At 64.1% G+C, this 12,248-nt stretch carries 11 protein-coding genes; 4 read left to right on the top strand and 7 right to left on the bottom strand.

Features of this window, described 5'->3' with window-relative positions:
- Positions 1-101: 101 nt before the first annotated feature.
- From ACVWYQ_RS04985 to ACVWYQ_RS04995, 3 genes are all read right to left on the bottom strand, one after another.
- Positions 102-1,265: a CmpA/NrtA family ABC transporter substrate-binding protein gene (locus ACVWYQ_RS04985; RefSeq protein WP_157287585.1), complete on the bottom strand. Its 1,164-nt coding sequence runs from the start codon at positions 1,263-1,265 to the stop codon at positions 102-104.
- Positions 1,262-1,852 (bottom strand): ANTAR domain-containing response regulator, encoded by a 591-nt coding sequence (locus tag ACVWYQ_RS04990; protein ID WP_036012463.1) that lies wholly within the window; start codon positions 1,850-1,852, stop codon positions 1,262-1,264. The genes ACVWYQ_RS04985 and ACVWYQ_RS04990 overlap by 4 nt, the downstream gene beginning before the upstream one ends.
- 247 nt (positions 1,853-2,099) lie before the next feature.
- Positions 2,100-2,663, bottom strand: a complete 564-nt coding sequence (locus tag ACVWYQ_RS04995; RefSeq protein WP_271537978.1) for a hypothetical protein — start codon at positions 2,661-2,663, stop codon at positions 2,100-2,102.
- A 280-nt stretch (positions 2,664-2,943) separates the two neighbouring features.
- Here ACVWYQ_RS04995 and rimO point away from each other — a divergent pair, with 280 nt between their 5' ends.
- Positions 2,944-4,263 (top strand): 30S ribosomal protein S12 methylthiotransferase RimO, encoded by a 1,320-nt coding sequence (rimO, locus tag ACVWYQ_RS05000; RefSeq protein WP_271537977.1) that lies wholly within the window; start codon positions 2,944-2,946, stop codon positions 4,261-4,263.
- A 100-nt stretch (positions 4,264-4,363) separates the two neighbouring features.
- Here the strand turns inward: rimO and ACVWYQ_RS05005 are convergent, their stop codons facing one another.
- A complete protein-coding gene (locus ACVWYQ_RS05005; RefSeq protein WP_404541036.1) occupies positions 4,364-5,305 on the bottom strand; it encodes a hypothetical protein in 942 nt (313 codons plus the stop codon).
- A gap of 123 nt (positions 5,306-5,428) precedes the next feature.
- Between ACVWYQ_RS05005 and ACVWYQ_RS05010 the strand changes: the two genes are divergently transcribed.
- A complete protein-coding gene (locus ACVWYQ_RS05010) occupies positions 5,429-6,586 on the top strand; it encodes a tetratricopeptide repeat protein (protein ID WP_456725488.1) in 1,158 nt (385 codons plus the stop codon).
- 437 nt (positions 6,587-7,023) lie between these two features.
- The gene (locus ACVWYQ_RS05015) at positions 7,024-8,214 is read left to right on the top strand and encodes an acetylornithine transaminase (RefSeq protein ID WP_456725489.1); all 1,191 of its coding nucleotides are present in this window, start codon (positions 7,024-7,026) and stop codon (positions 8,212-8,214) included.
- Between the two features lie 113 nt (positions 8,215-8,327).
- Here the strand turns inward: ACVWYQ_RS05015 and ACVWYQ_RS05020 are convergent, their stop codons facing one another.
- From ACVWYQ_RS05020 to pcsA, 3 genes are all read right to left on the bottom strand, one after another.
- A complete protein-coding gene (locus tag ACVWYQ_RS05020; RefSeq protein WP_404541030.1) occupies positions 8,328-9,302 on the bottom strand; it encodes a quinone oxidoreductase family protein in 975 nt (324 codons plus the stop codon).
- Between the two features lie 85 nt (positions 9,303-9,387).
- A complete protein-coding gene (locus tag ACVWYQ_RS05025; RefSeq protein ID WP_036012482.1) occupies positions 9,388-10,113 on the bottom strand; it encodes a TerC family protein in 726 nt (241 codons plus the stop codon).
- Positions 10,110-10,889 carry a phosphatidylcholine synthase gene (pcsA, locus tag ACVWYQ_RS05030; RefSeq protein ID WP_404541028.1) on the bottom strand — a complete coding sequence of 260 codons (780 nt, stop codon included), beginning with the start codon at positions 10,887-10,889 and terminating at the stop codon, positions 10,110-10,112. The genes ACVWYQ_RS05025 and pcsA overlap by 4 nt, the downstream gene beginning before the upstream one ends.
- A gap of 87 nt (positions 10,890-10,976) precedes the next feature.
- Between pcsA and ACVWYQ_RS05035 the strand changes: the two genes are divergently transcribed.
- Positions 10,977-12,161, top strand: coding sequence for a UbiH/UbiF family hydroxylase (locus ACVWYQ_RS05035; RefSeq protein WP_404541026.1), 1,185 nt, complete (start codon positions 10,977-10,979; stop codon positions 12,159-12,161).
- Positions 12,162-12,248: the final 87 nt, after the last annotated feature.

Below are 12,248 nucleotides of genomic sequence, written 5' to 3' on the forward strand. Positions count from 1 at the left end.
GGACCCGGAAACTGCCGGCTTGGGAACTCTCCCGAAATACGAGCAGCCAGCTCAAACATTAGCCAAGGATCTTAGATGCTCAAAAGCGAAGCAACCGCGAATCAGGCCTTCCAGCGGCCGACTCCGAAGGCCTCGAGATGCCCACGGATATCGGCGGGGTCGAAGGCCGGACCGGCAAAGGCGCCGAACGCTGCGGGAGCCTCAAGCGGCGCCCTGTTGCCGAGCGCCGCGTCGTAGAGATCGGGCCTGAACACCGCCATCGCCGTCTTGACCCCGTCAGGGGTGAGCGCCGTCTGGCCCCAGCGCACCATCTGCGCATAGAGCCAGGCGGCCTGGACCGGATCGGGCCGCCCTGCCCCTTCGCGTCCGACCAGCAGGTAGCGGCCGCTTTCGCGGAAGGTGCCATCGGGCGAGATCTTCAGGCGCCCCGTGAGGGTGCGTTGGATGACCTCGGCGTCGACGCCGATCCGTTCGGGTTGCGCCAGGATCTGCGCCGCCTCGGTCCGGTTCTCGGGATGCTCGATGAACTCGGCGGCCTTCACGGCTGCCCGCACCAGGGCTGCGACCACGTCCGGATTCTTGTCGGCCCAGGTCTGGCGGATCGCCAGCACCTTCTCCGCCGCACGGACCAGAATGTCGGCGACGAAATGCAGGATATGGCCGACGCCGAGATCGACCGCGACCGAGTTCCAGGGCGCGCCGACGCAGAACGCATCGACATGGCCGTTCTTCAGACTGTCGACCATATAGGGCGGCGGCAGCACCACGAGGCGCACGTCCTCGTCGGGATCGACGCCCGCCGCCGCCATCCAGAACCGCAATTGATAATTGTGGGTGGAGAACGGGAAGGTCATGCCGAAGGTGAGCGGCTCGGCCCCCGCCTTGCGGCGCTTGGCAACCACCTTCGCCAGCGCTTTCGCCGTCGCCATCGGGTCGAAGCGATCGCCGTCGATCTCCTCCATCAGCGCGGCATGGAGCGCCGGCGACACCGTGATGGCATTGCCGTTGATGCCGAGATTGAAGGCCGCGGCGATCGGCACCTTGACGTGACCGAGGCCGAGCGAGGACGCGATCGCCACGGGCGCGAGCAGATGCGCCGCGTCGAACAGGCCGATATTGAGCTTGTCGCGGACGTTGGACCAGGAGACCTCGCGCACCAGCTCGACCTCGAGCCCCTCGGCGGCGGCAAAGCCTTTGTCCACCGCGACGATCAGCGCGGCGGCATCGACCAGCGGAATGAACCCGATGCGGAGGGGAACGGTCATTTCAGCATCTCCGACGCGGTGATGATCGACTGCGCGATCTCGCCGATTTTCTTCTTCTCGCGCATCGCGGTGGAGCGCAGCAGCACATAGGCCTCGTCCTCGGTCAGGCCCTTCACCTTCATCAGAATGCCCTTGGCGCGCTCGATGATCTTGCGGTCCTCGAGCTGCGACTTGGTGCGCTCCAGTTCCTCCTGGAGCTTGGCGAAGGCGTTGAAACGGGACACGCAAAGGTCGAGGATCGGCTTGATGCGCTCCTTCTTCAGCCCGTCGACGATATAGGCCGACACCCCCGCCTCGACCGAGGCCTGGATCGAGGCTGAATCGCTCTGGTCGACGAACATGGCGACCGGCCGCTTCACCGCGCGGCTGACCTGGAACATCGCCTCCAGCACGTCGCGGCTGGGGTTTTCGAGATCGATCACGATGATGTCGGGGTCCGCCGCATAAATACGGGCCAGCAGGCTCTGCATCTCGCTGATATGGACGACTTGGGTAAACCCGGCCTCGCGCAATCCCTCCTCCAGGATCGCGGCCCGGATCGGGCTTTCGTCGACGATCACGATTTTGGGCGACTGTTCGGCGCTCATGGCTCACTCACGGCAGCTGATTCATCCATAGCACGCCGGATCGCCCTGCAAAGGGTTGTAATTATGCGCAATTGGAACTAGCTCAGGCAGGTCAATCAGGCAGATCCGATATGGATCAGACGGCTGCGCCCAAGGTCAGCTTCGTGTCGCTCGGGTGTCCTGACACAACGTAAACTTTCCGTGCCACCCACCCGCAAGAAAACGCTCACGCAGGTCAGCCTTCAGCTGCGAAGCAGAACTCATGCTCTCACGGAATCTTCGCGCCAACGATCATCTTGTCGAGAAGTGGCACCGCGGCCAGCACCGCCGCCTCAGTGCGGCCGGAGACCGCTAGCCGCACGACGTAGGAATTGCCGTCCTTGTCGCGGTCGGCGTAATGCGCGATGACTTCGATCGGCTGGTCCTTCAAGGACGGATTGTCGTAGCGGTTGATGATGACCTTCGGGCTGACCGAGGGAAGCGTGGTGATCTTGGCATGGTCGCCGGATGTCGTCGCCCAATCCTTATCACTCGTTGCGATCCATTGAACCAGTTCGGTCCGGTCCTCGTTATAGCGGCCCTCGGCATAGATGATTGCTTCTGCTTTACCGAATGTCTTCCCTTTAGGAACGAACATCGATGCGCCGTATTTGAGACTCGCGGCCTCGTCCCTCGCCCAACCATGAGGTGCTTTCACGCGTGGCCTGAATTCCGGGCACAATCGTTCCTGCCGATCGCAGACATGGATGATCTTGTCGACTTCAGCGCGGGCCGGAAACATGGCGCCATAAGAAACGGTGACGAAAGCCAAGCCGAAGATGAAGCGGCGCATCGTGGTTAAGCTCCGTGAAATCAAGCAAGAAACCGAATAACAACCAAAACGGGCGTGTTCGAGCAATTCACCTCGGATCCTCCACTCGCTCGATCCGAATGAGCTTCCAGACCAGGAACCGTCAGTCAGTAATATCGTCGCTGGTGACTGGCCGATCACGCCAACTACGCGCGCGTACTGCTTTAGCCGCGCGCCGCATACGTTAGTTGTTGAATTTCGCCATCGGTTCAATTACTTGGATCGCAAATCCACACAATTCAGATAGGCTCCAGGCGATTACATGGACAGAGCGCCGCGCATTTCATTCACGTCACTCGGCTGCCCCAAGGCCTTGGTGGATTCCGAGCGCATCATCACGCGCCTGCGCGCGGAGGGCTATGAGCTCGCCCGCAAGCATGACGGGGCGGACATCGTCATCGTCAACACCTGCGGCTTCCTCGACAGTGCCAAGCAGGAATCGCTCTCGGCGATCGGCGAGGCCATGGCCGAGAACGGCAAGGTGATCGTAACAGGTTGCATGGGCGCGGAACCGGAAGCGATCGAGCAGGCCTATCCGGGCGTGCTCTCCATCACCGGCCCGCAGCAATATGAGAGCGTGCTCGACGCCGTGCATCGTGCACTGCCGCCGGCGCACAATCCGCATCTCGACCTGGTGCCGCCGCAGGGCATCAAGCTGACCCCGCGCCACTACGCCTATCTGAAGATTTCCGAGGGCTGCAACAACCGCTGCACCTTCTGCATCATTCCGAAGCTGCGCGGCGACCTCGTCTCGCGTCCCGCCGATGACGTGCTGCGCGAGGCCGAGCGCCTCGTCGGCGCCGGCGTCAAAGAGCTCCTGGTGATCTCGCAGGACACTTCAGCCTACGGCGTCGATCTCAAATATGCCGAGAGCCCGTGGAAGAACCGCCAGGTCCGCGCAAAATTCCTCGACCTCGCGCGCGAGCTCGGCGAGTTGGGAGCCTGGATCCGGCTGCAATATGTCTACCCCTACCCGCATGTCGACGAGGTCATTGCGCTGATGACCGAGGGCAAGGTGCTGCCCTATCTGGACATCCCGTTCCAGCATGCGAGCCCCGAGGTGCTGAAGGCGATGAAGCGTCCGGCGGCGCAGGACAAGACGCTGGCGCGGATCAAGCGCTGGCGCGAGGAATGTCCCGATCTCGCCTTGCGCTCGACATTCATCGTCGGCTTCCCCGGCGAGACCGATGCCGACTTTGCCTATCTGCTCGACTGGCTCGAGGAGGCCGAGATCGATCGGCTCGGCTGCTTCAAATACGAGCCGGTCGCCGGCGCCACCTCGAACGCGATCGAGAACCCCGTCCCTGAAGAGGTCAAGCAGGAGCGCTACAACGCGCTGATGGCCCGGCAGCAGAAGATCTCGGCGCGGCGGCTGAAGCGCAAGGTCGGCACGCGGCAGCAGGTCATCATCGACGAGGTCGGCCCAACCGTGGCGAAGGGCCGCTCCAAGGCCGATGCGCCGGAGATCGACGGCGCGGTCTATCTCTCCAGCCGCCGCCCCTTGCGTGTCGGCGAGATCGTCACCGCCAAGATCGAGCGCGCCGACGCATACGATCTGCACGGCAGCGTCGCCGGGTTCTGACCGCATTCCGTCATTGCGAGCGTAGCGAAGCAATCCAGAATCCCTCCGCGGGAACAGTCTGGATTGCTTCGCTGCGCTCGCAATGACAGTGTGGAGACGATCACGCCAGCCATTTCGGCACCCAGCGCTCCGGCCTTGGTGCGCGGGCGAGATCGGCCTGAGCCTCGGATAACTTCGCCGGTTCGCCGTCGATGGTCGGGCGCGCATCGTATTCGAAGCTCGGCATGACGCGGCCGTCGGCGTAGAGGCCGAACCTCATCGCATACCATAACCCGAGCTCAGGCTGAGCCTTCCACATCTGTTCGCGCAGATCGCGCAGCAGGGATTCGATCGAAGCGGCTTCCTCGAACGGCTGCGGTCCGCGCGTCAGCACGCGCGCTTGGTATTGCTTGCCGACGATCGCGACCTCGAAACGCGTCTTATCCCAGGCATTCTTGCCCTTGGGCAGATGGGCGGCCAGCCGCCAGCCGAGTTCGGCCATCATGCGATGGTTGGCCCAATAGTCCTCGCGGTCCCGGCTCCATTTTTCCATGAAGCCGCGGAAATCAGGCAGCTCCGGCGCTCCGTCGTCACACGTCGCCTTGTCGACAACGGGCTGGCCAGCGAGCCATTGCGCAAGTTCGACGGTCTGAGGCTCGACGTCGTCACGCGGCTTCAGATCGCTCCAGGCCCTGTCGAATTGCTGCGACGTCAGCCTCGTCAGCAGCGCATCGAGGCTCGGCGCCAGCAGCTCGTAATCACCCTCGGAGCCCAGACCGACGATCGGCGGATTGTCGCGATCAAGACCCGCGCCATACCAGCCGCCGACGACCGAGCCGTCAGGCAGGCGCATGAACAGCGAGAACCTGTCGCGCAAGGGACTGCCGTCGACGATCGGCGCGGAGTCCGAGAATTGGCCCTGCAGCGAGAAGCAGCCGACGCTGCCCCACGGGCGCCCTTTCAGCCAGGCCGCAAAGTCGACCAGCAGCGGCGGCGCCTCGATGCCGGGCGGAAACGCGCCGCGAATGCTGTCGAGGTCAATCGGATAGGGCGTATCGGACAAGGCTTTGAGCTATTTGGTTGGTCCCGCCTTCTTGGTCTGGGCGGTGGCGCATTCGGTTCGAACCAAGTCGCGTCCTTCGATCACAAACGCGCTAGAGGCGCAATGGTTTCGACGCGGGAAACAATGAAACACGATGAAACGTCAGGGATTCTCCTCAAGCTGTCTGCAATCGGCCTGACGATGGCCCTGCTCGCGTTTCCGGCCCCCGCCGACGCGCGATCGCCATCCACGGCGCAGGCCCGCCAGTGGTGCTTCGCAAGCGACGGCGGAGGCAGCGACGACCGGCGCTTCGCCGGCTGCTCGGCCCTGCTCAAGGCCAATCCCGACGATGTGCACGCGCTCGCCAATCGCGGCGAAATGTTTCGGCGACGTGGCGAGCCCGAGCGTGCCGTGGCGGACTTCAGCCGTGCCATCGAGCTCGGTGCCAGGGATCCCGACCTCCTGTATAATCGCGGCATCGCCTATGACGATCTCGGCGAGGCCGATCGCGCCATTGCCGACTACACGCGCGCCATTCGGCTGAACGCCCGCGACCCGCTCTATTTCAACAACCGCGGCAACTCCTACATTCACAAGAAAGCGTACGAGCTCGCGATGGCCGACTACGATCGGGCCATCAAGCTCGATCCGAAATTCGCGCTCGCCTATTTCAATCGCGGCACCGCCTTCAGCAACCACGGCGACGATGCGCGCGCACTTGCGGACTTTAATCTGTCGATCAAGTTCGACCCGAACTACGGGCCGGCCTACGGCAACCGTGCCCGCATTTATCGCGACCGCGGCGACCGCCCCCGAGCGCTGGCCGATTTCGCCAGATCAGTCGATCTCAGTCCGAACAACGACCGCGACTATTATGCGCGCGCGAACATGAATTTTGATACGCACGATTATGCGCTGGCGCTCGACGATTACGACCGCTCCATCAGAGCGAATGCGAACCGCGCGGACGTGTTCAATTCGCGCTGCTTCACCCGCGCGATCGTCGGCCGCCTGCAGGAGGCGCTGGCCGATTGCGAGCAGTCGCTCAAGATGACTCCCAACGAGGCCTACACGCTGGACAGCCGCGCCCTCGCCCATCTCAAGCTGGGCAACCTCGACGCGGCGATCGCCGATTACGATGCCGCGCTGAGCATCAAGCCGGGGCTCGACGGCTCGCTCTACGGCCGCGGACTGGCGAAGCGCAAGAAGGGTGACAGCGAAGGCGCCGAGCGCGACATCGCGGCCGCAAAGGCGATCAACGCCGGCATCGCCGATGTGTTCTCGCACTATGGCGTGGAGTAAGCGTCACGTTAGGAATGTGACACTATAATGCATTCACGCAGCGGTCACGGACTCGGCCTAACTCTGCCCGCGCTGTCCGGAATTCGCCGCTCAAGCTGCTGCGCGTCGGGCTGATGACACGGATTGGGGCGACGAAGAAGCCGAGGAAGCCGCGCACCCGACCTGACCGATGCACGCTCGGCGAGCATCTTGCGAAATGCCTGCTTGACAAGTCCTGCCATTCGGCTGTACGGACGCGCCCCATGATCAACGCTCGGACCAACCAGCGCACCGAAATGCTCCGCCGTCGCTCGCGCGACGACGAGAGGGTGCGCCATGTCCGAGGACGCCGCTGAACCACTGAATTCAGCCAGTTTTTCGAGAAAGGCCGCACCCGCAAGGTGCGGCCTTTCTGCTTTTTGCGCCCTTTTTCCACCCCGCCTCCAGAGGAGTACGACATGACCACGCATCCGTATGACGCGCTGATGGACATCACCGCACGGCCGAAGACCGTGTTCGTCCGCGGCGCCGGCTCCTACCTCTGGGACGACAGCCGCAAGCGCTATCTCGACTTCGTGCAGGGCTGGGCCGTGAACTGCCTCGGCCATTCCCCGCCCGCGATCGCCGACGCGCTCGCAGCTCAAGCCAGGCGGCTGCTGACGCCGAGCCCGGCCTTCTACAACGAGCCGAGCCTGAAGCTGGCGCAGGCGCTGGTCGAGAACAGCGCCTTCGATCAGGTGTTCTTTGCCAATTCGGGCGCGGAAGCCAATGAGGGGGCGATCAAGCTCGCGCGCAAATATGGCAGCCTGCACAAAGGCGGCGCGTTCGAGATCATCAGCTTCGAAGGCGGCTTCCACGGCCGGACGCTGGCGACGATGTCGGCCTCGGGCAAGAAGGCGTTCGAGCCGCTGTTCGAGCCGAAGGTCGCGGGCTTCAAGAAGGCCAAGCTCAACGACATCGGCTCGGTGGAAAAGCTGATCAACGCCAATACCGTCGCCGTGATGCTCGAGCCGATCCAGGGTGAATCCGGCGTATGGCCTGCGACCGATCAGTTCCTGCAGCAGCTGCGCGCGCTGACCGAGGCGCATGGCCTCTTGCTCATCTTCGACGAGATCCAGACCGGCATCGGCCGGACCGGAAAGCTCTTCCATTACGAGCACACCGGCATTGCGCCCGACATCATGACGCTCGGCAAGGGCATCGGCGGCGGCGTGCCGCTCGCGGCCCTGCTCGCGAGCGAACGCGCCTCATGCTTCGAGCACGGCGATCAGGGCGGCACGTTCAACGGCAACCCGATCATGTGCGCGGCGGGCCTCGCGGTGCTCGAGGAGGTCAAGAAGCCCGACTTCCTGAAGGCGGTCACCGAGACCGGCCTCCTGCTCGAAAGCGAGCTGCAGAAGGTCTCGGCCCGGCATGGCCTCGGTGGCGTGCGCGGGCGCGGCCTGTTGCTCGCGCTCGATCTCAAGCTGCCGATCGCACCCGGCATCGTCGCGCAGGCGTTCGAAGCCGGCGTGCTGCTGAACGCGCCGCAGGTCGACAGCTTGCGCTTCATGCCGGCATTGAACGTCACGAAGGAAGAGATCGCCGAGATGATCGAATGTCTCGACGCGATCTTGACCAAGGCCGGCGCGGCGAGACGCGTCGCATAGTGCTGTAGGGTGGGCAAAGCGAAGCGTGCCCACCATTTTTCACCGCAATGAAGATGGTGGGCACGGCGCTCCGCGCCTTTGCCCACCTTACGAAACCGCCGATGCCGAAAGAGTTACGGCTTCAAGATCGAAGCCCCCGTCGTCTTGCGGCTTTCGAGATCGGTGTGCGCCTTGGCGGCGTCCTTGAGTGCGTAGGCGTGGTTGATCGGCACGTGCAGCTTGCCGTTGATGACCGCGGCGAACAGGGTGTCGGCGCCTTCGAGCAGTTCCTTGCGCGTGCCGACATAATCGTTGAGCTTCGGTCGCGTCGCGAACAGCGAGCCGTGATTGTTGAGCTCGGCAATCGCGAATGGCGGCACGGGGCCCGAAGCATTGCCGAACGAGACGAACATGCCGCGCGGCTTCAGGCAGGACAGCGAGCCCGGGAACGTCGCCTTGCCGACGCCGTCATAGACGACGTCGCAGCCCTCGTTGCGGCTGATCTGCTTCACGCGCGCAACGAAATCCTCCTCGTTGTAGAGGATGACGTGATCGCAGCCATTGGCCTCCGCAAGCTCGGCCTTCTCGCGCGAGCCGACGGTGCCGATGACATGCGCGCCAAGCGCCCTCGCCCATTGGCAGGCGAGCAGGCCGATGCCGCCGGCGGCGGCGTGGACCAGAACGCGATGATGCGGCTCGACCTTGAAGGTCTTGTGCAGCAGATACCAGACCGTCAGCCCCTTCAACATCAGCACGGCGCCCTGCTCGTAGGTGATGTGATCGGGCAGCTTGACCAGCTTCTCCCAGGGGATGTTGCGCTCGCCGGTATAGGCGCCGAGATTGTGGTAATACGCAACGCGATCGCCGGGGTGAAAATTCGTGACGCCTGGCCCGACCGCTGTGACCTCGCCCGAGGCCTCATTGCCGGCGATGAAGGGAAGCCCCGGCGCCTTGTAGAGGCCGGTGCGGTAATAGACGTCGATGAAGTTGAGGCCGACCGCGTGCTGGCGGATGCGCACCTCGCCGGGCCCGGGCGCCGGCACGTCGACGCTCTCATAGACCAGGGCTTCGGGGCCTCCGACCTTGTGCACACGGATGGCTTTCGTCATCACCTGACCTCCTCTTCTTGCGGCTGAGCGAAAGCCATCGCGCCCGCCTTGTCAACTCGACGCCGACTGGAACGACCCAACGCGACTACTTGGCGGCTTTCCGGCGGTTGCGCCTCGCCAGCACGTTGAAGAACTCCACCGCCGCCGAGAACGCTATTGCGAAATAGATGTAGCCGCGCGGAATGTGGAAGTGGAATCCGTCCGCAACCAGCGCGACGCCGATCAGCACCAGGAAGGCCAGTGCAAGCATCTTGGTGGTCGGATGCTCCGCGACGAATCGCGCCACCGGGCCCGCCGAAACGTACATGACCGCGCATGCGATCACGACCGCCGCGATCATGATCTTGATGTCCTCGGCCATGCCGATCGCGGTGATGATCGAGTCCAGCGAGAACACGATGTCGATGATCACGATCTGGACGATCACCCAGAAGAAGGCGCTGCCTGTGGAGTCCTTCTCGCTCGCGTCGTGATCGGATTCGACCTCGCCGTGAATCTCATGTGTGGCCTTGGCGATCAGGAAGAGGCCGCCGCCGATCAAGATGAGGTCGCGCCAGGAAAAAGCATAGCCCTGGATCGAGAGCACCGGAGCGGTCAGGCCGATCAGCCAGACCAGGAGACTGAGCAAGATGAGGCGAAAGACCAGTGCCAGCGCAAGCCCGATCTGGCGCGCGCGCTGCGCCGGTTTCTCGGGAAGACGCGAGACGAGCACCGAGATGAAGATGACGTTGTCGATGCCGAGCACGATCTCGAGCGCCGTCAAGGTGAGCAGCGCGGCCCAGGCTTCCGGGCTGGTCAGCAGCTCCATCACGCCGATAATCTCGCCAGGGATTTCGCCAACCGGATCAAGGCATCGCTGAAGCTGATCCAGAGCGCGATGGCGCAGAGCACGATGGTCACCCCGGTGCCGACGCGAAAATCCATTTGCAGTGTGTAGAAGGCGAGCACCGCCCAAATCGCGATCAGCGACATCGTCAACCAGCGCAGCCGCACGACCCTGACAGGGTGCAGCACATGGAACGGCACGAACGTCAGCACGACCAGCGCGGCGACCAGCAGCGTCGCCCACAGCGGCGGCCAATGCAGCAGGAACAGATAGAACGCGGCCGCGTTCCACAGCGCCGGGAAGCCGCGGAAATGATTGTCGTCGGCCTTCATGCGCTGGTCGGCGAAGTACAGTGCACTGGTGACGATGATGGCGATGCCGAGCAAGGGAGCCGCGACCGGCAGCAGCATGCCGCTCGCGACGATCGCATAGGCCGGCACGAAGACATAGGTGCAGAAGTCGACCACGAGATCGAGCACGTCGCCCGACCAGTTCGGCTGCACGTTCTTGACGTCGAGTCGGCGCGCGATCGGCCCATCGATCGCGTCGATGATCAGGGCGACGCCCAGCCATTGAAACATCGCCGCCCAGTGCTCGCGCACGGCCTCCAGCATCGCCAGGAGCGCGAGCGCCGCGCCGAACGCGGTGAAGATGTGCACCGAGAAGGCTGCGGCGCGGATCGCCGGTCTCGGCTTCAGGGAATCCTGCTGCGTATCCATGGCTTCTGCTATCAGAATGCGACCGGTTTGCACATCCGCCATTGCGGCGCACGATCGCAAAATTCGCCATAAAATCAGGGAAATATAGGTGGGCTTGAATTTGCCGCCCGGCGTGTCAAATGTCGTTCCATGATAGACGCATCGACACTCCATGACGCGGCCGTGATTGGCGGCGGACCTGCCGGCCTTGCCGCGGCGATCGCCCTGGCGCAGGCGGGTGCCCGGACCGCACTGGTGGCGCGCCGCGTTCCCTATGCCGACAATCGCACCACCGCATTGCTCGGCGCCTCCATCGATCTATTGGAAGGCCTCGACGTCTGGTCGCGCTGCAGAGACAAGGCGGCTGCGCTGGAAGTCATGCGCCTCGTCGACGACACCGGCCGGCTGTTTCGTGCGCCGGAGGTGCGCTTCTCCTGTCACGAAATCGGCCTCGATGCGTTCGGCTATAACATCGACAATCGCTCGCTGATGCTGGCGCTGGAAGCGCGCGCGGCCGAGCTGCCCAATCTCGTCCGCTTCGACGACGAGGCCGAAAGCGTCGTCATCGAAGCCGTCGACGTCGCGCTGCGCACGGCGTCCGGACAGTTTCTCTCGGCCCGCCTGGTGGTGGGCGCCGACGGCCGGCACTCGCTGTGCCGCGAGGCTGCTGGCATCGAGGTGACGCGGCGCGAGTTGAACCAGACCGCGTTGACCTTCAACGTCAGCCATGCCCGGCCGCATCGCAACGTCTCGACCGAGTTCCACACGCCGCACGGGCCTTGCGTGTTCGTGCCCCTGCCCGGCGACCGCTCCAGCATCGTCTGGGTCGCAGCGCCTGCGCAGGCTGAACGGCTGCGCGGCTTGAGCGACGAGGAGCTGTCGGCGGCGATCGAGAAGCAGTCGCATTCGATCCTGGGCCGGATGAATGTGGAGCCGGGGCGCAACCTGTTCCCGCTCGCGATCGAGCGGCCGAAATGCTTCGGCCGCGACCGTATCGCGCTGGTCGGCGAAGCCGCCCATGTGGTGCCGCCGATCGGTGCCCAGGGACTGAATCTCGGTCTGCGCGATGCCGCCGACATTGCCCGGCTCGCGGGCGAGGCCATCGCCGCGGGACGGGATCCGGGCGCGGACGACGTGCTCAAGCGCTATGACCGCGCGCGCCGGCCGGACATCTTGAGCCGCACCTTTGCGATCGACATCGCCAACCGCTCTTTGCTCAACGACTTCCTACCGCTCCAGCCCGTCCGCGCCGTCGGCATGCACCTCCTCGGCGCCATCGGCCCGCTCCGCCGCTTCGCCATGCGCGAAGGCCTGACGCCGACCTGGCGGCGGTAGCCTTATAGCCTTTAGGTTGAACAGACATGCCGCGGGCTCGGTGCAACCTCTCCCGCTTGCGGGGGAGGTCGGCGCGAAGCGCCGGGT

It is taken from the genome of Bradyrhizobium sp. USDA 3397, from assembly GCF_054060965.1.